Origin of the sequence: Bradyrhizobium sp., from assembly GCF_050014615.1 — a bacterium.
Classification (GTDB): Bacteria; Pseudomonadota; Alphaproteobacteria; order Rhizobiales; family Xanthobacteraceae; genus Bradyrhizobium.
This window is the reverse complement of sequence record NZ_JBEKCZ010000092.1, coordinates 1-19,463: the sequence shown is the minus strand read 5'-3', so window position 1 is coordinate 19,463 and position 19,463 is coordinate 1. Positions and strand designations below refer to the sequence as shown.

The 19,463-nt window shown below is 62.2% G+C and carries 18 protein-coding genes; 8 read left to right on the top strand and 10 right to left on the bottom strand.

The window, feature by feature from the left end; translation table 11 throughout:
* Positions 1-416: 416 nt before the first annotated feature.
* The 8 genes from ABR948_RS16055 to ABR948_RS16020 form a co-directional block, all read right to left on the bottom strand.
* On the bottom strand, positions 417-938 hold the full coding sequence (locus ABR948_RS16055) for a hypothetical protein (RefSeq protein WP_428119558.1): 522 nt from the start codon (positions 936-938) through the stop codon (positions 417-419).
* A gap of 576 nt (positions 939-1,514) precedes the next feature.
* Positions 1,515-1,652 carry a hypothetical protein gene (locus ABR948_RS16050; RefSeq protein ID WP_428119556.1) on the bottom strand — a complete coding sequence of 46 codons (138 nt, stop codon included), beginning with the start codon at positions 1,650-1,652 and terminating at the stop codon, positions 1,515-1,517.
* A 131-nt stretch (positions 1,653-1,783) separates the two neighbouring features.
* A complete protein-coding gene (locus ABR948_RS16045) occupies positions 1,784-3,034 on the bottom strand; it encodes a DUF1501 domain-containing protein (protein ID WP_428119554.1) in 1,251 nt (416 codons plus the stop codon).
* Between the two features lie 2 nt (positions 3,035-3,036).
* A complete protein-coding gene (locus tag ABR948_RS16040; protein WP_428119552.1) occupies positions 3,037-4,500 on the bottom strand; it encodes a DUF1800 domain-containing protein in 1,464 nt (487 codons plus the stop codon).
* Between the two features lie 149 nt (positions 4,501-4,649).
* The gene (locus ABR948_RS16035; RefSeq protein ID WP_428119550.1) at positions 4,650-7,085 is read right to left on the bottom strand and encodes a M56 family metallopeptidase; all 2,436 of its coding nucleotides are present in this window, start codon (positions 7,083-7,085) and stop codon (positions 4,650-4,652) included.
* A 116-nt stretch (positions 7,086-7,201) separates the two neighbouring features.
* Positions 7,202-7,594, bottom strand: coding sequence for a BlaI/MecI/CopY family transcriptional regulator (locus tag ABR948_RS16030; protein WP_428119548.1), 393 nt, complete (start codon positions 7,592-7,594; stop codon positions 7,202-7,204).
* Between the two features lie 154 nt (positions 7,595-7,748).
* Complete coding sequence (locus tag ABR948_RS16025) at positions 7,749-8,303, bottom strand: ActR/PrrA/RegA family redox response regulator transcription factor (protein ID WP_428119546.1); 555 nt, start codon at positions 8,301-8,303, stop codon at positions 7,749-7,751.
* A 152-nt stretch (positions 8,304-8,455) separates the two neighbouring features.
* Entirely contained in the window at positions 8,456-9,781 is a 1,326-nt protein-coding gene (locus ABR948_RS16020; RefSeq protein WP_428119544.1) for an ActS/PrrB/RegB family redox-sensitive histidine kinase, read from the bottom strand.
* A 137-nt stretch (positions 9,782-9,918) separates the two neighbouring features.
* Here ABR948_RS16020 and ABR948_RS16015 point away from each other — a divergent pair, with 137 nt between their 5' ends.
* The 4 genes from ABR948_RS16015 (at position 9,919) to ABR948_RS16000 (ending at position 14,074) form a co-directional block, all read left to right on the top strand.
* A complete protein-coding gene (locus ABR948_RS16015; protein ID WP_428119542.1) occupies positions 9,919-10,713 on the top strand; it encodes an ABC transporter ATP-binding protein in 795 nt (264 codons plus the stop codon).
* The gene (locus ABR948_RS16010) at positions 10,710-11,528 is read left to right on the top strand and encodes an ABC transporter permease (protein WP_428119540.1); all 819 of its coding nucleotides are present in this window, start codon (positions 10,710-10,712) and stop codon (positions 11,526-11,528) included. The genes ABR948_RS16015 and ABR948_RS16010 overlap by 4 nt, the downstream gene beginning before the upstream one ends.
* 137 nt (positions 11,529-11,665) lie before the next feature.
* Positions 11,666-12,994, top strand: coding sequence for a polyhydroxyalkanoate depolymerase (locus ABR948_RS16005; protein WP_428119538.1), 1,329 nt, complete (start codon positions 11,666-11,668; stop codon positions 12,992-12,994).
* 240 nt (positions 12,995-13,234) lie between these two features.
* Entirely contained in the window at positions 13,235-14,074 is an 840-nt protein-coding gene (locus ABR948_RS16000; RefSeq protein WP_428119536.1) for a M48 family metallopeptidase, read from the top strand.
* Between the two features lie 89 nt (positions 14,075-14,163).
* On the opposite strand, the gene ABR948_RS15995 is transcribed toward ABR948_RS16000, so the two are convergent.
* Positions 14,164-15,138: a LysR family transcriptional regulator gene (locus tag ABR948_RS15995; RefSeq protein ID WP_428119534.1), complete on the bottom strand. Its 975-nt coding sequence runs from the start codon at positions 15,136-15,138 to the stop codon at positions 14,164-14,166.
* A 155-nt stretch (positions 15,139-15,293) separates the two neighbouring features.
* Between ABR948_RS15995 and ABR948_RS15990 the strand changes: the two genes are divergently transcribed.
* Genes ABR948_RS15990 through atzD form a run of 4 tightly spaced genes read left to right on the top strand, consistent with a single transcriptional unit; the run spans position 15,294 to position 18,910 of the window.
* Positions 15,294-16,262, top strand: coding sequence for an ABC transporter substrate-binding protein (locus tag ABR948_RS15990; protein ID WP_428119532.1), 969 nt, complete (start codon positions 15,294-15,296; stop codon positions 16,260-16,262).
* Positions 16,259-17,053 carry an ABC transporter ATP-binding protein gene (locus ABR948_RS15985; RefSeq protein ID WP_428119530.1) on the top strand — a complete coding sequence of 265 codons (795 nt, stop codon included), beginning with the start codon at positions 16,259-16,261 and terminating at the stop codon, positions 17,051-17,053. The genes ABR948_RS15990 and ABR948_RS15985 overlap by 4 nt, the downstream gene beginning before the upstream one ends.
* On the top strand, positions 17,050-17,793 hold the full coding sequence (locus ABR948_RS15980; protein WP_428119528.1) for an ABC transporter permease: 744 nt from the start codon (positions 17,050-17,052) through the stop codon (positions 17,791-17,793). The genes ABR948_RS15985 and ABR948_RS15980 overlap by 4 nt, the downstream gene beginning before the upstream one ends.
* A 1-nt stretch (position 17,794) precedes the next feature.
* A complete protein-coding gene (gene atzD / locus ABR948_RS15975; protein WP_428119526.1) occupies positions 17,795-18,910 on the top strand; it encodes a cyanuric acid amidohydrolase in 1,116 nt (371 codons plus the stop codon).
* 126 nt (positions 18,911-19,036) lie between these two features.
* Here atzD and ABR948_RS15970 read toward each other — a convergent pair.
* Positions 19,037-19,463: helix-turn-helix domain-containing protein (locus tag ABR948_RS15970; RefSeq protein ID WP_428119524.1), on the bottom strand; the 427-nt coding region annotated here is incomplete at its 5' end.

Sequence of the window (19,463 nt, the reverse complement as noted above, 5' to 3'; positions counted from 1 at the left end):
TCTCCGAAATTGGGGACCTCAGAAATGATTTAGATATTTTTCTGATATTTCATGATTATTTGTTTGTCAACATGCGCCTGACGTCTTCGGCGCGCTCGCAAATGACCAGATGAACAGCCGAGAAGCGTGGCTTGCCGCTTTGTGATCAAAATCCCAAAGGTGGACGCGTCTCGCCCACATCTATGGTGGGCTCGACTTCCGGCATCGGTCGATCCGTTGCGGAAGTTGCGCATTGACGCACATCGAGACGATCGCGACGACACGGTTCGCGAAGTGGCGCAGTCTCCGGCCGATGGCCGAAGGCAACGCTTTGTCGAGGCCATGCATTCCAATCGACGCTCGTGACTGGCAGCTAGGCGAATGAGCGGACGCTTCGACGATTCTCAGGCGAGCGCCATCCGGCGTTTCCTCATGCCTTAAGCGACGGTTCCTGTCGCCCCGTTTTGGGTTGAACTGTTGGACGCGCTTTGCTGATACGCGGACTGAGCCGCGGCCGCAGTGGACGATGTCGAAGTGGAGCCATAGCCTGAAGACATGAACTGTTCCACCATTTGTTCGAGGGCGGCTTCCATAGCCGTAAAGTTCGGGCTATCGCTCGCCGAGGTGCTCGACGAAGCTGATGAACCGTCCGCCGCGCTGAACGGGGCAGTCGATTCCGCTTCTGAGTTCGGGACGAAGCTGTAAATGCCAAAGGTGATGCCGTCGGGCATGGTCGCGGTGACCGCGCCCGTGACATCCAATCCGTTCAACGTCTCAAAAGCATTCACCCCGGACAGGGCATTTCCGCCCGGAAGCGACGCCGCCGCGCCGGATGATCCGCTTGCGGTCGTGCTCAACGCATTCGCAAACCCCGCGCCGTTCGTCGGGTCCGGTGATCCGGTTGAGGGCTGATAGGCGTATCCGCTGAAACCCGTTCCGCCGATGCCGTTTACGCTCATTTTTACATGCTCCGAAGATGTGTCGTGGAGCGATGCAAAAACCTCGCCGCGCCTTCGGAGTAATAAATGTGAATATGTATCAGCCGGATATATGGTTAATTGATTTTTCTCAGGGCCGCCGACCCAGCCGGTGACCAGGCATTTTTTGCATGTTGGGCAAAATTTGCTCGGAAGCACATTCGAGGCGATGCAGGCCTGAGGTGCTAATGTTCGCCCTGATTTCAGCCGGGAAGAAGCGGTCCAACGCGCGCGCGTTGCCGAAGCAGCCGGTCTGGGTATTCCGAATCCATGAAATTCGTCACGCCGCGCTCACTGCGTTCGGGCGCAGCCTACCGATTCAGCGACAAGTCACCTGATCCGTACCACGGGCACAGACCATTCGATATGCGTCTCGCAATCCTTCTATCGCAACCTCTGAGACAGTGTTTGTAACCACCTCTAAAACAATTTGAAACGCACACATCGTAGGCACAGACCACGGCGTGGGCTGCAGGAACGCCAATGACGGCCGTTTCCATCAGCGTCAGTGCGGCACCGAGTACGAAAATCCGAAGCATGGGAAAATTCTCCAGTCATTTATGGCGTGGGTTGTCGGGCGTCGTGCGGCGTGTCGTCCTCTTTCAGCAGACGCGCGAGTTCGTTCCAGTAAAGCCTTCGCCAGCCTTTCCTCAGGCCAGCGAGAAACTCCAGTTCGCGGCTTGTGAAAATCGACATGTCAACTCCTGTTGAGATACCCAGTCCTAGAGCACATGATTCAACTGGGTTGAATCATGTGCTCGTCGTCCATTTTCTTGTTTGAGCATGATCTTTTCGGAAAACCGGTTCCCACTTTTCCGGATCATGCTCTAGCCGACCAGCCCGGCCGTCGGCACCACGTCCGCACTGTCGGGAAACACCGCGCTTGCGAGTAGGCGCTCTTCAACTCTCAGATGATCCCTGAGCAGACCCTTGAGCACGGCGCGCAGGTCGGTGGTTGGCTTGAGGTCGCGTGCCTCATGGAGTTGGGCGGCCTTCAGTCCCGGCCAGTCAGCGACCATGCGGCCGCCCCGCAGTGCGCCTCCGGCGAGAAAGGCGACCGTGCCGGTGCCATGGTCTGTTCCGTCGGTGCCGTTGATGCGCGCGGTGCGTCCGAACTCCGTGATGACGGCGACCACCGTCTCGCGCCAGGCATCGCCCATGTTGGTCTCGATCGCCGCCAGCGCGCCGTCGAGAGCGCCGAGCAGATTGGCGAGCTGACCGGCGGCCGCGCCCTCGTTGATGTGGGTATCCCAACCGACGAAGCCCGCCGCTCCGACCCGCGGGCCATCCGGCTTGGCAAGAAAGCGCGCGGCCGCACCGGCGACCTCGGCCACATAGGCCCGTATGCGCGCGATCCCGGGCGGTGGCTGCGCAACGTTTTCGGACATTGGATCATCGATCGTCGCGGCCGGCTCAAGTGCCGCAAGACGGATTCGCGCATCGAGCGCGGCTGCGAGTTTCGGATCGGTGTGCTGATAGAGGTCCATCAGGCGGGCCCGGACGTCATCGCTGGCAGGAAGCAATTTTTGCGGGACCCACGACATCACCGGAGCCCTGCCGCGCACAACCAGGGGCGTAACGGCGCCGACGCCAAGGGCGCGGCTGCCGCGCAGGTCGACCTGACCGTCCGATTCGAGCGCCGCCAATGCGCGATTGAGCCAGCCCGAGTCAACGGCACCGGGCCGGGCGATCCCGCTCTCGAGCACGTCCTGGCCGTCGAAATGCGAGCGCTCGCGATAGGGCGTCGCCGTGGCGTGCACGATGCAGGCCTGCTGTGCCTTGTAGAGCCGATGCAGGTTCGGCATCGCGGGATTGAGCGCGAAGAATGTGTCCAGCGGCAGCGCCGGCGTCTTGCCGTCGAGCACCAGCGCCCGGTCGCCGCGCAGGCCAATCCAGTCGGGATCGCCGACCGGCGCGACAGCCCCCAGCCCATCCAGCGCGCCTCGGAGCACGATGACCAGCAAGCGCGGATCGCGGCCCTCGGCCCGTGCCAGCCTTGGCATCTGGCTCCATGCGAACAGCGCACCGGCGCCGAGCAGGGCCTCGCGGCGGTTGGGCAAATGGGGGCGGAAATTCATGCTCATCTCCTCTGAAATTCAGCCGACATGAACAACAGCGCCAGCGCCTGCTGACGGCTCTCGGCGCGGCCCACCGCCTGCTTCAACTCAGGCGATACCGACGATCCGAGCACGTTCTCTATGACGTCCTGCGGATCGACCCGGCCTGCGACGCGCTCCGCGACGTTGTTGGCGACGTCCAGCCGCCGCCCGATGCCGTCAATCCAGGACGCTTCTTCATCCGGAAAGCCTTTCGGCGATGAGGGACGCCACAAGGGTTCGCCGAGAAGGGCTTGCCCATTTGTGAACCGCACCGGATCTGTTTGCGTATTGCCGATTGCCCGCACCATGCCGACGACCCACTCGCTTGGACGCTTGAGTTTGGCCGGCGGCGGCGTCCAGGAATCGTCAGACAAGACCATCGCCTTGGCGACCTCCTTGAGATCGCCTGATGTATCGAGGAAAACCTTTGCCAGCCGCTCGACCAATGCAGGAGGCGGCGCATCGGCGACGAAATTGCGCGCGAGCTTGGTGGCCAGATGCGTCGCCGTCGCGGGATGCGCGGCCAGATCACGAAGCACGGCGCGTCCCTGCTCCGCGCCGTCTTCCTCGTAGAATTTTCCCAAGACCTTTTGCGGTCCGGGCTCGTGCAAACGCGGATTGAAGGTGAATTCGCCGCCATGCTCGGGATTGTCGGCCGGCGGCACCCAGGTCCATCCGGTGAGCACATTGGCAAAACTGATGACGTCCTCCTGGGTGTAGCCGCTGCGCACACCCAGCGTGTGCAGCTCCAGGGTCTCGCGGGCGAAGTTCTCGTTCAGGCCACGCGTCCGATTGATGCCGGCGACCGAATTCGGACCCATCGAAGCGCCGTTGTCGAGATAAAACAGCATGGCCGGATGGCCCTCGGCGGCCAGCAGCAGATCGGCGAACCGGCCCAGCACATGGGGACGAATGGCCTCGCGCTCGTAGGCGCCGCACATGCTTATGATCTTGTCGGCCGAGACGCAGAAATGATTGGACCAGAACCAGACCAGCCGCTCGACAAATCCGATCTCGGCGCCGAGAGCCGCTTCGACGCGGGTCTTCGCCTCCGCGAGATAGATCCCCCGCCGTGGATCGGGCACCGCGTCGGCGGCGGTCTTCGCCGCCATCTCTTTGACGCCTTGCTCGTCTTTGACGCCTTGCTCGGCTCCCTCCATCATGGCGGGCGCTTCGGACATTTGTTGTCGTTTGGCTTCCTGTTGCTTTCGCGTGGCGACGATCGTCTGGGCTTGCCGTTTCGCGTCGGCATCCTGGACGGTGCGAAAGGCCTTGGAACTGGAAGGCAAAGCTGACGCCGCGGGCAGAGCTACAGGCGGCCGCTCGAGTTCGGCGATCAATGCCCCACGCGGGTCCGACTCGATGGCCGCCATCGATCCCGGACGCGGCCCCATCCCGAACCGATGCAGCGCCAGTACGGCTTCAGCCTTTGCGGAATTGCTCATCGCAACGCCCCGAGAGATAACAAGCCACAGCGTGCCGGTGCTACCCTGCCGCGGACGGCTTCTGGGAAATGCTTTTTATCGTAGTGCTACACATCGTAGCACTCGATCATCCGCGGTGCAAGTCCAGATTGAGTGCCGGGAGCGGGCCCCTATTGCGGACCCAGTGCAATGCGACCGATCGCGCCGTCCCTGGCCAGGCCGATCCTCCACTCCGCGGTGCCGTTGGCGAAATGCGCCATGTAAATGTCGTTGCCCATGCCGGTCACTCCCCGAAACGACATCGCGCGCAGCGCGCCGAGCCTGCTCAGGATCGCCTGGTCGAAGGGAAGCTGCTGCCGTGTCTGCGCCGCGACCTCAGGGGTCATGCGATCGTAATTCGGCTCGCCGCGCACCAACGCCTCGATGTACTGGCGCAGCATCTCTTCGCTTCCAGCCAAGGGAGCGGTGCGCCGCGACGTCGCGTGCTGCAGCTGACCGTCTGGCCCGGTCTCCTCGATCGTATTGTAACGCGTACGCTGTCCGGGCAGCACGACCTCCAGACATGTCCCCGACGCATCGGCGACAACCCACGGACTGTCGACGGCGGTCAGGACGGAGGTTGACATGTTCTCGCCGATCACGCCCTGGATCGTGCGTTTTCCCTCGGCGTCCAGCCTGTACAGCCGGATGTTTGCACCGGTGACGTTGTAGAACACCACATGAATCGGCGCGGCGTCAGCCGGAGATCTCAACCCCTGTTCGTTAGAACAGGCAACGACGTCGCCGAGGCCTTCGTCGCCGTCGGCCCGGAAAGTAACGTCATCAACTTTGCCATCCGCTGCCAAAAGGATGCGAAACTCCGCGAGACCCTTGGCGAACTTCACGCCATAGATGTCGTAACCGCCAGGACCGACGCCGCGAAAGAAGATCGACTCGACCGCGTCCAGTGCCTTGAGAATTGACTGCAGTTCGGAAGCCTGGCGACGGATCTTGACAGCCAATTGCGCACTCATTCGGTCATAGTCCGGCGTGCCGCGCTGCATGTCCGCGATTCCACGCCGCACCGCCTCTTTACTGCCCGGTTGCGGGGCCTGTCCCCTGAATCGATCCGGGACCTCCGCTATTCGCCGTGCAAATCTTTCTTCCACTATCTTTGCCTTGGCGATGTCGAGCCGCGGCGCTATCCGTGCTCCGGACACCGGCTCTTGAAACAAGACCTGGGTCACCCTTGCATGATCGTCGCGCAGGAAAATCACGAGATCATCATGCTGGCTTGAAAAAGCATCCGGGCCTTGTGCCGCGACCCGGAATTTCGCTCGTCCGGTCTCCTGCACAACCATCCGGTCTGCGTCGCGCGTTACGGCGATCACGCGGTACGGCTCCAACTCGTACCAGCCGACATACTCGTCGAGCGATGCATTGGCATCGTTGCGCGGTTCGGAGATCTCCGCGATCCGGGCCGCCCGCGACTCGCGACCATTCTGGCTTACCTTCAGTTCGGCTGACTGTCGTTGATCGCCGAGCGCGAAAGTCATCGGGCCGGCCGCGGCCGGATAGGAATAGGTGCCGTCCGCCTCGAGGGATAATCGGAGTTTTCGCTGCCCGGTCAGTTGCGCGAACAGATTGTCGTCCTCCCAAAAAATGGCGAAGATCGACGTTCGCCCCAATGAATAGAAGGAAACGCGTTGCGGCTTGCCAACGGCGCTCGTCGCATCTCCTGCATCATCGATGGCAAGTGTGGATGCGGGCGGCGTGTTGTAGGCGATGGTGCCGGCAGAAACGATGGCGACCGGCAGGATGGCGGCCGCGATCCAGAACCGCTTTCGCCACCCTACCTTTGCAGGGACTATGGTGGCGGCAAGAATGCGCTCGACGCGGGCGCGGATCGTGCCCGCCCTCGCCATCTCCAGACCCGCCGGGGTCTGCCGAACATTGCGCATCAGGTCGAGCAGAATCTCCGCGTAGGACAGCCTGTCTTCAACAACCTCGAGCGCCCGGGCATCGCTGATGATTTCGGCAAGTTCGGCCAATCGGATCAGCTGCCACCACGCAAAGGGGCTGAACCAGAACACCGCGCGATTGAGCGAGGCCAGCAGCAGGACATAGAAATCCCGGTTGGCGACGTGGGCGCCCTCATGGGCGAGCACGGCCTGACGCTTCGGCAAATCCCATTCGACACATTGCGGCGGAAGCAGAATGGTTGATCCGAAGGTGACAGGCCCGCCGATGGCATCGCTCACGCGCACGTCGGCGTTGGCGGCCCAGAGTTCACTCATCGGCTCGCTCACCGGTTTGGCCGCGCCGACCAGCCGCCACGTCAGATAGATACCGATGGCCAGTCGCAGCAACAGCACGGCGGAAACCAATGCATAGATTGCCGTCGCGAGACCCCACCAATTGACGGCTTCGGCATGCTCGCCGCCAGCCACGCCGGGCGTGCCGGGTTCCGAAGGGGGCGACGGGCTCAATGGCTCCGACAATAGACCCCCGGGAATCCTGTCAGGCCACAGGTTTTCCGGCGTCGGCACCGGCAAGGGATCCAGGGTGATGGTCACCGTGGTCCAATGCATCAGCAGCGGCATTAACAACGACGCCGCCAGCACCATCGCCCAGGATGTCATGTGCACGTGTGGATTTCGCACACGCAGAAGATTCAAGCCAACCCACACGATGCTTCCAAGTACCAGGGAACGCAGCGCCGACTCCGCCAGAATCGCCAACATTACCTTCTCCCGTTCTTCGCCTTTACCTTCGCTTTCGCAACCTGGTCGGCAAGCATGCGCAACTGCCGCTGGTCGAGCATGGCCGTATCCACCATGCCGACCAGAACCTCTTCGATCGAACCGTTGCAGAACCAATCGACGATGCGCTGGACTGCTTTTGCCGCGACGCGGCCACGCGGCTCGGCCGCATGGTACACATAGGTTCGCCCATCCACCGTGTGCGTCGTGTAGCCCTTGTCTTCCAGCCTTCGCAGCACGGTCCGAACGGTTGATTCCTTGAGAGGACGAGAAAGCCGTTCACGCACCGCCTCGGCCGTGATCGGAGCGTTGGCCCAGACCAGTTGCATCACCTCTCGTTCGAGGTCACCCAGTTCGGGCAGGCTATCGTCCATCTTCGTCCCCTTGCGAGTTTCGCCGCTTGTAGCGCTACAGATCGTCGCATACGTGACGGCGTTCTGCAACCAGGATCCGGCCCTGGCATGGCCGGATCCGCAAGCGCTTCGCGTTGGTCGCGAGGGAAACCGTTTCCGCTTGTCCGGATCAGCGCTAGCGCGGCGCGCGCTTGGCGAGAATACGCTGCAGGGTGCGGCGATGCATGTTCAGCCGCCGCGCGGTTTCCGAGACGTTGCGGTTGCACATCTCGTAGATGCGCTGGATGTGCTCCCAGCGCACCCGATCCGCCGACATCGGATTGTTCGGCGGCTCGGACTTCTCGGTGCCGCTGGCGAGCAGCGCCGCGACCACATCGTCGGCGTCGGCGGGTTTCGAGAGATAATCCACCGCGCCCATCTTCACCGCGGTCACGGCGGTGGCGATGTTGCCATAGCCGGTCAGTACGATCGCGCGCGCGTCGGGACGCTTGCGCTTCAGCGCCGACACCACGTCGAGGCCATTGCCGTCGCCGAGCCGCAGATCCACCACCGCGAACGCCGGCGCGGCCTTTCCGATCTGCGCCAGGCCATCGGAAACGCTGTCGCAGGAGGTCACGGTAAAACCGCGGGTCTCCATGGCGCGCGAAAGGCGCTCCAGAAACGGCTTGTCGTCCTCCACGATCAGCAGCGAACGATCGGCGTGATCAGTCAGTTCGGCAATGGCGTTCACGATTCGGATATCCCATCGATGTCGGACCTTACAACATATGGCGCGGCGGCCGGGTGCTGCCAAGGCCGCAAACGGGCGATCAGGCCCCTCTCCCAACCCTTGAGAACGATTCTAGGGCCGGGTCGCGTCCGGGACGGTCGCTCGAAAACGCGCTAGGATGACGGTTCAGCCGCGGGTTCCGGGGTTTCGAACCGGCTGCGCGGCCAGACGATATGGACCACAGCGCCATGATCCGGGAAAACCCGGTTGCTGAAGGAGACCTTGGCGCCGGTACGCTCCAGCAGCGTGCGGGCGATGAATACGCCAAGACCGAGGCCGCTGCGCTCGCTTTGGACCTCGTCGGCGCTGCGCCGCCGCGACAGATAGGGTTCGCCGATACGCTTGAGCATGTCGGGTGCGATCCCCGGACCGTCATCGGAAATGATGATCTCGACGGTCTCGGTGTTCCACCACGCGTTGACCTCCACCGTCGCCCGCGCGAAATCGACGGCGTTCTCCAGAATGTTGCCGACGCCATAGAGGATCGCCGGATTGCGGGTTCCCACCGGCTCGGGGGTGCCGGCGACCGCGATACGGACCTTGATCGCGACGCCGAAATCGCGATGCGGCGCCACCGTTTCCTCGATCAGCGCGGACAAGGGCATGCGATCGAACGGCGCGCCGGTGGAGGAGAGCTGGGTGATCTTGGCCAGGATATCGCGGCAGCGTTGGGCCTGTTCGCGCAAGGTCTTGATGTCGCCGGCAAGCGCGCTGTTGTCGTGCAGGGCCCGCTCCAGCTCACGCGAAATCAGGAAGATCGTCGAGAGCGGCGTGCCGAGTTCGTGGGCGGCCGCGGCGGCGAGACCGTCAAGCTGGGTGAGATGTTGTTCCCGCGTCAATACCAGTTCGGTGGCGGCCAGCGCGTCCGACAGCTTGCGGGCTTCTTCGGCGACCTGGAACGCGTAAAGACTGGTGACGCCGATCGCAACCACGATCGAGAGCCAGACACCGAACAGATAGATCGGTGGCAGCACCAGCGGGTCGTCGCTGTCCCACGGCAGCGGCAGATGGAAAAATACCAGCACCGAGGCACAGGCGACCGCCAGAACGCCAAGCGCGATCGTCAGCCGGATCGGCAGGGCGGTGGCCGAAATCAGAACCGGGGCCAGAAACAGAAATGAAAATGGATTCTCCAGGCCGCCGGTGAAGAACAGCAGTCCGGCCAGTTCAACGATGTTCAGTGCCAGCAGCGCCGCCGCATAGGCCGGCTCCAGCCGCTGCATCGGGTTGAAGCCAGTCTGCAGGACGAGGTTGAGCAGCGCCGAGAGGCCGACGATGGTCACGCAGGGCACCACCTCGACATCGAATTCGAGCCCCTGCACCACGATGAAGATCGCCGCGAGCTGGCCGAGCACGGCGAGCCAGCGCAGCCGCAAGATCGTATCCAGACGGACGTAGCGGCGCGGATGGCGGAAATCGGAGACGGCAATTTCGGTCATGCCGGAACTGTAACGGCGCCAGGCCTCGACCACAAATCTGCTGACCCGGGTCCGATTCGACAGTCCCGAAATCTCGCCGAAGTCTTGTTTACCTAAGTCTTGCGCTTGGGCTCCCGATGGCCCAATGAACGGCCCGCATGGTGAAGAACGACGCCGCCACATCCGAGCTTGCCGCCGCCGATTCAGCCGTAACGGCGGCCATCGAGGTCGCGCATCTCGTCAAGCTCTACAAGACCACCCGCGCGGTCGATGACGTCTCGTTTCGCATTGCACGCGGCAGCATCACGGGACTGCTCGGCGGCAACGGCGCCGGAAAGACCACGACCATCGCGATGATCATGGGGCTGGTGCTGCCGACCTCGGGCCGCATCCAGGTGCTGGGCTGTTCGATGCCCGACCAAAGCGCCGATGTGCTGGGCCGGATGAATTTCGAAAGTCCCTACGTCGACATGCCGATGCGGCTCACGGTGCGGCAGAATCTGACGATCTTCGGCCGCCTCTATGCGGTCGAGAATTTGCGCCAACGCATCGATCAACTCGCCGCCGATCTCGACCTTGGCGACTTCCTCGACCGTGCCAACGGCAAACTGTCCGCCGGACAGAAGACCCGGGTGGCGCTGGCGAAAGCGCTGATCAACCAGCCCGAGCTCTTGTTGCTGGATGAGCCGACGGCATCGCTCGATCCCGATACCGCCGACTGGATCAGGCAGCACCTTGAGACCTATCGGAAGGAAAATGGCGCGACCATCCTCTTGGCGTCGCACAACATGCTCGAAGTGGAGCGTCTGTGCGACCGCGTCATCATCATGAAGCGCGGCCGCATCGAGGACGACGACAGCCCGGACAAGATCATGGCCCGCTATAACCGGACGACGCTGGAGGAAGTGTTTCTCGACGTCGCGCGCGGCCGCGTCCAGGACGGCACGTCATGAGCAGGCTCGTCACCCATCGGGGCATCGCACCGCATCGCATCGCGGCGATGATCCTGCGCTACTGGTATCTTTTGGCCTCGTCGTGGCCGCGGCTCTTGGAACTGCTCTATTGGCCCGCTCTGCAGATCATCACCTGGGGCTTCCTGCAGAGTTACATCGCGCAGAATGCCGGATTTTTCGCACGCGCCGGCGGCACCCTGGTCGGCGCGGTGATCCTGTGGGACATCCTGTTTCGCGGGCAGCTCGGCTTTTCGATCTCGTTTCTCGAGGAAATGTGGGCGCGCAATCTCGGCAACCTGATGATGAGCCCGCTCAAGCCGATCGAGTTTCTGATCGCGCTGATGGTCATGAGCCTGATCCGGCTCGCGATCGGCGTCATTCCGATGACGCTGCTGGCGATATTTTTCTTCGATTTCAATCTCTATGGCATCGGACTGCCGCTGATCGCCTTCTTCTGCAATCTGATTTTCACCAGCTGGTCGGTGGGGATTTTCGTCTCGGGACTGGTGCTGCGTAACGGGCTCGGCGCCGAAAGCATCGTCTGGACGCTGATGTTCGGCCTGATGCCGCTGGCCTGCATCTATTACCCGGTGACGGTGCTGCCGCATTGGCTGCAATATGTCGCCTGGACATTGCCGCCGACCTACGTGTTCGAGGGGATGCGGGCGCTCTTGATCGACCACGTCTTTCGGGCCGACCTGATGCTGTCCGCGCTCGCCATCAACATCGTGCTGTTAATTGCGTCATTTGCGATATTTCTTGCGCTTTTGCGCAGCGCGCGGCGGCACGGGTCGCTGATCCAGAGCGGCGAATAAGGCGGTGAATACGCCACTTATCCCGGGGATTTGAGGGATCTTCGGCTTGCGCCGCACGTAGTTATACCGATCTGTGCATTGACGCTTTATTACGCATTCGGCAGTATGCTGCGATGCAAAAGAGATTAGAGGAATAAATGCCGATTGGTGAATTTGGCGGCGCACCGCCACTGGTGGCCGAAGGCAGTCCGGCGCTGACGACGCCGATGTACTGGATGTACGAAATGGCGCAGGCGTCGCTCAATCCGGCGCGCGCCGTGACCGACGCCACCAAAATCCTGTTTCAGAATCCGCTTAATCCATGGTCGCACACCGAGTTCGGCAAATCCGTCGCCGCCGGCTGCGAACTGTTCGAGCGCACCACGCGCCGCTACGGCAAGCCCGAATGGGGCCTCAACGATACCGAGGTCAACGGCGTGCGCACGCCGATCGAGATTCGCTCGATATGGGAAAAGCCGTTCTGCCGCCTGTTGTATTTCGATCGCAAATTGACCCGCCCGCTGCGCGCGCCGCAGCCGCGGGTGCTGATCGTTGCGCCGATGTCCGGGCACTACGCGACGCTGCTGCGCGGCACGGTCGAAGCGTTTCTGCCGACCCATGAAGTCTATATCACCGACTGGGCCGATGCCCGGATGGTGCCGTTGACGGAAGGTCGCTTCGATCTCGACGACTATGTCGATTACATCATCGAGATGCTGCATGTGCTCGGCGGCAACATGCACATCATTGCCGTATGCCAGCCTTCGGTGCCGGTGGTGGCGGCGGTTTCCATCATGGAAGCGGAACGCGATCCCTACGTGCCGGTGTCGATGACGCTGATGGGCGGACCGATCGATACCCGCCGCAACCCGACGGCCGTCAACAATCTCGCCGCCGAGCGCGGCATCGACTGGTTTCGCAGCCACGTCATCACCAAGGTGCCGTTCCCGCATCCGGGCGTGATGCGCGACGTCTATCCGGGCTTCCTGCAGCTGAGCGGCTTCATCAGCATGAATCTCGACCGCCATACGGACGCCCATAAGGCCCTGTTCAAAAACCTGGTGAAGGGCGACGGCGATCTGGTCGACAAGCACCGCGATTTCTACGATGAATATCTCGCCGTCATGGATCTGTCCGCGGAGTATTATCTGCAGACGGTCGATCTGGTGTTCGTCAAGCACGCGCTGCCGAAGGGCGAGATGACCCATCGCGGCAAGCCCGTCGACCCCTCGAAGATCACCCGCGTCGCGCTGATGACGGTGGAAGGCGAGAACGACGATATTTCCGGCATTGGGCAGACCGAAGCGACGCACACGTTGTGCAGTTCGATTCCCGACCTGCGCCGGGTGCATTACGTGCAAAAAGGCGTCGGACATTACGGCGTGTTCAACGGTTCCCGTTTCAAATCGGAAATCGTGCCACGGATTTCCGATTTCATGGTGTCGTCGGCGAACATGAAGCCGTCATTGGCCGCCGCGGCGGAATAAATCGCGACCGGACGATTTCCGAAGCGGTGTTGAGCGCCGGAGGTCAAAATCTCCGGCGATTCGGTGTCGCTGGTAACCCTCTGAATTGCCCCAAGGAAATCCGGATTCCGCGCCTCCGAAAGAGTGAGTTTACACTCAGTCCTTGAGGAGCCCGGCGGGGCGTGCTTTGGCGCCAAAAATTTTGTTCCAGCCCCATCCTGTAGAGGCGGACAGGCGGTACGCCCCCTGTATATTGGGCAAATGATTTGTTTTTGCGCCGACCGATTCCACTGGCGGCAGATATGGCAGAATCCGGGCGAACTCCTGCTCCCCGGACTGACTGACATGGCCACTCGCGCCCTCCTCTATCGGCGGCCCGCCGAACCTTCTCGACTTCTGGTCAAGCACGGCTCGCAAATCTATTCGGTCAGGCTGCGCCGCCATCGGCGGGCGCGGCGCTATACCTTGCGCATTCATCCCAGCGACCGCGAAGCCATCCTGACCATGCCGCCGCGGGGCACCATCATCGAGGCCAAGGATTTCGCGCAGCGTCACGGCGGCTGGATTGCCGCACGCCTTGGCCGGTTGCCGAAGGCCGCACCGTTTCTGCCGGGCACTGTCATTCCGCTGCGTGGCGTCGCCCACCGGATCGTGCATCGCGCGGCGATGCGCGGCACCGTGTGGACCGAAGTGCGCGACAGCGGCGAGCGGATTCTCTGCGTCGCCGGAGCCAGCGAACATATCGAGCGGCGGGTGCTCGATTATCTGAAGCGCGAAGCGCGCAAGGATCTGCAGAAGGCATCGCTGTCCTACGCGCAGGCGCTGGGCGTGAAGGTCAGGCGGCTGTCGATCCGCGACCAGTCGAGCCGCTGGGGCTCGTGCACGTCGGCGGGATCGCTGTCGTTTTCGTGGCGGCTGATCCTGGCGCCGCCTTACGTGCTGGATTACCTGGCCGCCCATGAAGTGGCGCATCTGGTCGAGATGAACCATTCGGCGCGGTTCTGGCGGGTCGTCGCCAAAGTCTGCGGCCATGTCGAGCGCGCCAAGACCTGGCTCGATACCCACGGCAATGACCTGCACCGCTACGGCATTCAGGATTAGAGCGTTTTCGAGCGAAGTGGGTACCGGTTCGCGTGAAGAAAACGCGTCAAAACAAAAGATTAGAGTCCGGTTCCAGACCTGAGACCTGATTAGGTAAGAATACTTCTCAGTTGTTCGGCGAAAGCCGCCGCCGCGACCGGGAGCACGCGGCTGCGTCGCGTCGCCAGCAGCAATTTTGCCTGCAACAGAGGCGGATCGACCAACGGGATGGCGATCATGTCGCCCGGCGGAATGAGCGCCTTTCCCGGGCTACGAAACTGGAAGCAGACGCCCCGGTTCATGTGCGCAAACGCCTTCATCGTCTCGACCGAATTCGACACCAGCCGCGGATCAAGGTCAAAGGACGCCATCGCGAGAACCTGCTCGATCAGCGCACGTCCGGCCAATGTCGTATCGGCTAGCGCCAGCGGAAATCCCAGGCAATCCCGTAAGCGAAGGTTGTCGCGCCTCGCGAGCGGATGATCGGGAACCACCATCGCACAGAGCGCCTGCGGTGCCGTCGCGATGATGGCGACATCCTTCTTTTTCGGCGCGTCATGCGTGAGGATGAGATCGACCTGGTCGGCGACCAGAGCCTCGATCAACTCTTCGGGGGCGCCGATCCGGACCTGAAAACGAACATTTGGGTGAGTCGCCTGGAATTGGGTAATGGCCGATGGCAACAGCTCACCCGCCACCGATTCAGCGGCTGCGACGCTGACTTGCCCCCGCACAAGTCCGCGGAGCTGCTCGACCCGCGATTCCACCAGTTTCAGTTCCGAGATCACCAGGCGGCAATAGACCAGGAAGACTTCGCCGGCAGATGTCATACGCACGCCCCGCGGCAACCGCTCGAACAGGGGAGCTCCGAGATCTGTTTCCAGATCGAGGATTTGGCGGTTGAGCGCCGACGATGCGATGTTGAGCGCGTCCGCGGCTTTCCGGATCGACCCGTACCGGGCAACCGCATCGACGTAAGTGAGCACCCGCGGCGGACGAAGCCGCCGCTTCCGGGATTTGGCGGCGGCACGATCAGGCGTGCCCGCCGGCGGTCTCTTTTTTGCGACTGGCTTTTTTCGTTTCATTCGGCCGTTTCCTGGGTGGGCTCGCGGTCGATCCGACACGCCGGGAAATGAAGTGAGCTGTTTTTACGCTCACTGTAGCATAATTTTGGTTCTAGTTACGCTCACTCAATAGCGCGCATGCTGGACTGCCGCAACCAACCAGGAGGGCAGTCGTCATGCTTCATCGTATCGTCGCTTCCGTCTTCGCCTTTGTCTTCGTCTTGGCTTTGACCGGTATGGTAACCGCCGCCAGCGCGGATGAACCCGTTACGGTCCGTTTGAAATGGTTCAATCAGGCGCAGTTCGCCGGATTCTATGTCGCCAGGGAGAAGGGCTACTACAGCTCTGCCGGGCTCAACGTCGACATCCAGGCCGGCGGCCCGGACTTCCCGGCGATTCAAATGGTCGCCGGCGGAAACGAGCAGTTCGGCGTTACCGGCGCCGACCAGATCCTGATCGCGCGAAGCAAGGGCGTTCCCGTGGTGGCCCTTGCCGCCATCTTCCGCCGCAATCCCTTTGTGCTGTTTTCGCTGGCGAAGTCCGGCATCAGGACGCCGACCGATTACGTCGGGAAAAATATCGGCGTCAAGATCGGCGGCAACGAGGAACTGATCTATCGCGCCGTGCTCGCCAAAACCGCTGTCGACAAATCCAAGCTCAATGAAGTCCCCGTCAAATTCGACATCAGTCCGCTGCTCGCCGGAACGATCGATGTTTGGCCCGGCTACCTGATCAACGAAGTGCTCGCGGCCAAGGAAAAGGGCTTTGACGTCAACGTGGTTTCGCCGACCGATTACGGCATCGATCTCTATGCCGACACGCTGTTTACGACGGAGAAGATGCTCGCGGAAAAGCCGGATGTCGTCAGGAAATTCGTGACCGCGACACTGAAGGGCTGGGCCGACGCGATCGCGGCGCCGGACGAAGCGGCCAAGTTTACCCTCAAATATGGCTCCAAACTGGCTTACGACCACGAATTCGCGATGATGAAGGCGAGCCTGCCCTTGCTCCAGCCTGACGCGAAGCCGCTGGGCTGGATGGATGCCGCCAATTGGAGCGCCATGCAGAAGCTGCTGATCGACGCGGGATTTCAGAAAACCCCGGTCGATGTGAGCAAGGCATTTACCGTCGAGTTCATCAAATGAACGCGGTCACGCCCGTGAATCCGTCGCAGGCGATACCGCTGCATCAGCCCGATCCCTTGATCACGATCGAGAAGTTGCAAGTCCGCTTCGGCGATGTCGCCGCCATCGACGGCCTCAGCCTCATCGTGCAGCGCGGCGAGTTCATCTCGCTGCTCGGCCCGAGCGGGTGCGGCAAGTCGACCCTGCTGCGGGCGATTGCCGGGCTGGTTCCCGCGGCGGACGGCGACATCATCCTGCGCGATCCAAAGCTGCGCACTGGCTTCATGTTTCAGAAGCCGTTGCTGCTGCCCTGGCGAACCGCCCTCGGCAACGTGGTGCTGCCGGTCGAGCTCCAGAATGGCGGCAATGTGGTCGATTCGACGGATGATTATCGGGCCCGCCGGATGCTGGACATGGTTCAACTCGGCGATTTTGTCGATGCCTATCCCCAGCAGCTCTCAGGAGGCATGCAGCAGCGCGTGGCGCTGGCACGCGCCCTGATGGGCGATCCGGATGTGCTCCTGCTCGATGAGCCGTTCGGTGCGCTCGACGAACTCACGCGCGATGTGCTCAACGAGGAACTGGTCCGGATCTGGCAGAGCCGTGAAACGCGTTTGAAAACCGTCGTCATGGTCACCCATTCGATCCCGGAGGCCGTCACCCTGTCGGATCGGGTCATCGTTCTGACCGCCCGCCCGGCACGGCTGATCGAAGATGTTCCCATTCGGTGTCCCCGGCCGCGCACGCCGGAAGACCCCGATGCCATAGCGATCATGAAACATATCCGCATGATGGTGAGGGCCAGCCGATGAAGTCGCATGTTCAATCGCCGCTGCTGTTCGGATTGCTGCTGCTCGCCGCCTGGCAGGCTCTCGTCATGGCGGCTCATGTTCCGGAATATCTGTTGCCGGCTCCAAGTGTCATATTTGCCAATATCGACCGGACGCTGTTCGTCCAGCTCGGTGTCACGTTCGCCGAGGCGCTCGCCGGCTTCCTGATCGCGAGCGTATTAGCCTTCGTCAGCGCCATCCTGTTCGTTCGCTTTCGCGCCCTTGAAGAGGGGCTGTTTCCGATCGCCATTGCGGTAAAGACCACCCCCATCGTCGCGGTCGCTCCGCTGCTGGTGATCTGGCTGGGAACCGGATGGTGGTCGAAGATCGTGGCCGTCGTTCTGATCAGCTTCTTTCCGGTGCTGGTGAACGCGGTAAAGGGCCTCAAGGCGGCGGACGCGGAATATCGCGAACTGTTCCAGACCCTCGGCGCCAGCCGGGCGCAGGAATTCCGGAAGCTGCGCATCCCCTATTGCCTGCCATATCTGTTCTCGGCGCTGAAGATTTCATCCTCGCTTGCGGTCGTCGGCGCCATCGTCGGAGAATTTGTCGGAGCCACGCAGGGACTGGGCTATCTCATCATCGTGTCCTCGGCCCATCTGGAAACCGCGACCTTATTTGCCGCGATCGCCGCCGCAGCCCTCGCAGGGATCGCGATGTTTTACGTTATCGGATGGATCGAGAAACGCCTTGTGTTCTGGCACCAGGGTGATGGGGAATAGCATGCGGACACTCACAGTCGACGTCATCCGGATTCCGACCACGGGGCCCGGTGACGTATCGGGTCTGCTCGACTTCGTCAGGACGGGTAAAATCGAGCCGATGTCTATCCTGGCCATCCTCGGGAAAACCGAGGGCAATGGCGGCGTGAACGATTTCACCCGGGAATACGCGGTGGCAGCCTTGTGCGGAGCGCTGGCGCCTTACGTCGATCTGCCGCCGGACCGCGTCGAAGAACAGATTGCATTCGTGATGTCGGGGGGGACGGAAGGCGTGCTCAGTCCACATCTCACCGTCTTTACACGCGCCGAATTCGTCGATGACAGATCTGACGGGATTTCGGGAAAGCGCTTGAGCATCGGAATCGCATCGACGCGCGATTTTCTGCCCGAAGAGCTCGGCCGCCGGGCTCAGATCGATGAGACGGCAAGGGCCGTGACCCTCGCTATGGCCGATGCCGGCATTGCCGATCCGCAAGACGTGCATTTCGTGCAAATCAAGTGTCCGCTGCTGACGAGTGAGCGCATTGAGGCGGCATCTGCGCGAGGACAGAAAACCATTACGACGAGTGCGTATGGTTCCATGGGCTATTCGCGCGGCGCCTCGGCGCTCGGGGTCGCCGCGGCGCTCGGCGAAGTCGGTCGCGATATCCGAGACGAGCACGTGCTTCGAAATTTCGATTTGTTTTCGGCCGTGGCCTCCACCTCGGCCGGCATCGAACTCATGCATAATGTCGTCATTGTCCTCGGTAACTCGGCATCGTCGGCGAGTCCGTTTACGATCGGGCACGCCGTCATGCGTGACGCGATCGATTCCGCCGCGGTGATCGAAGCGTTGAAAAGCGTGGGACTTGGTGTGGGCGACAGCTCTCGGCCGGCCACCGGCCGCCAACTGGTCAATATTTTTGCCAAGGCGGAGGCCTCTCCGAGCGGTGTCGTGCGCGGATTTCGCCATACCATGCTCGACGATTCCGATGTCGGCGCGACCCGGCATGCGCGCGCCGCCGTTGGCGGACTGATCGGCGGCCTGGCGGGAAGCGGCGCCGTCTACGTTTCCGGCGGCGCCGAACATCAGGGACCGCCGGGCGGCGGCCCGGTCGCCGCCATCGCTCGCGTTTGACCGATCTACCGCCCGAACAGCCGATCCACCACGAGCCCGCTCCGGAATCATCGGCGCGTTCGTGGTCTCTGCCAGCGTGGCCGCGCCGCTCAGCTTCGCGGGTGGCGGATCGCCGCTACGCCCGTCCTATTGGCGCGATGCGCCGCTCAACAGACATGCCGCCAGCTCTGTGCGATTATGGGCGCCGAAGCGCCGGCACAGATTGGCGACGTGTTCTTTCACGGTCTGGTCGGAGATTCCCATCTCGCGCGCAATTTCCTTGTTGGTCTGGCCGCGGCAGACCCGAACAGCGACATCCGCCGAGCGGGGCGGTAGCCGCGACAGCATCGTTGACGCCGTCAGCACCACTGGCGGCGTTCGCAGCAGGATCGGAGATCCCGCGTCGTCGTCGATCTGCCCCGAATTCATCATGTTGGTGAGCGCCAGCGAACCGGCGCGGCACAGCATGTCCATCCGCTGGCGCAGCAGCGGTGTATAGGGAGCCGCGGCGTCAGGCGTGGCGGTAAACAGCACACCGACGATCTTGTTTTCGCACCACAACGGCCCGCCCATG

Bases quoted from the DNA above. Each gene is read 5' to 3' on its own strand.
- ABR948_RS15985 (WP_428119530.1), top strand. From the start codon at position 16,259: ATGAACGCGGTCACGCCCGTGAATCCGTCGCAGGCGATACCGCTGCAT.
- ABR948_RS15995 (WP_428119534.1), bottom strand. From the start codon at position 15,138: ATGAAACGAAAAAAGCCAGTCGCAAAAAAGAGACCGCCGGCGGGCACG.
- ABR948_RS16035 (WP_428119550.1), bottom strand. From the start codon at position 7,085: ATGGTGCTGGCGGCGTCGTTGTTAATGCCGCTGCTGATGCATTGGACC.
- ABR948_RS16030 (WP_428119548.1), bottom strand. From the start codon at position 7,594: ATGGACGATAGCCTGCCCGAACTGGGTGACCTCGAACGAGAGGTGATG.
- ABR948_RS16040 (WP_428119552.1), bottom strand. From the start codon at position 4,500: ATGAGCAATTCCGCAAAGGCTGAAGCCGTACTGGCGCTGCATCGGTTC.
- ABR948_RS15980 (WP_428119528.1), top strand. From the start codon at position 17,050: ATGAAGTCGCATGTTCAATCGCCGCTGCTGTTCGGATTGCTGCTGCTC.
- ABR948_RS16045 (WP_428119554.1), bottom strand. From the start codon at position 3,034: ATGAATTTCCGCCCCCATTTGCCCAACCGCCGCGAGGCCCTGCTCGGC.
- ABR948_RS16005 (WP_428119538.1), top strand. From the start codon at position 11,666: ATGCCGATTGGTGAATTTGGCGGCGCACCGCCACTGGTGGCCGAAGGC.
- ABR948_RS16000 (WP_428119536.1), top strand. From the start codon at position 13,235: ATGATTTGTTTTTGCGCCGACCGATTCCACTGGCGGCAGATATGGCAG.
- ABR948_RS15990 (WP_428119532.1), top strand. From the start codon at position 15,294: ATGCTTCATCGTATCGTCGCTTCCGTCTTCGCCTTTGTCTTCGTCTTG.
- ABR948_RS16015 (WP_428119542.1), top strand. From the start codon at position 9,919: ATGGTGAAGAACGACGCCGCCACATCCGAGCTTGCCGCCGCCGATTCA.
- ABR948_RS16010 (WP_428119540.1), top strand. From the start codon at position 10,710: ATGAGCAGGCTCGTCACCCATCGGGGCATCGCACCGCATCGCATCGCG.
- atzD (WP_428119526.1), top strand. From the start codon at position 17,795: ATGCGGACACTCACAGTCGACGTCATCCGGATTCCGACCACGGGGCCC.
- ABR948_RS16050 (WP_428119556.1), bottom strand. From the start codon at position 1,652: ATGTCGATTTTCACAAGCCGCGAACTGGAGTTTCTCGCTGGCCTGAGG.
- ABR948_RS16055 (WP_428119558.1), bottom strand. From the start codon at position 938: ATGAGCGTAAACGGCATCGGCGGAACGGGTTTCAGCGGATACGCCTAT.
- ABR948_RS16020 (WP_428119544.1), bottom strand. From the start codon at position 9,781: ATGACCGAAATTGCCGTCTCCGATTTCCGCCATCCGCGCCGCTACGTC.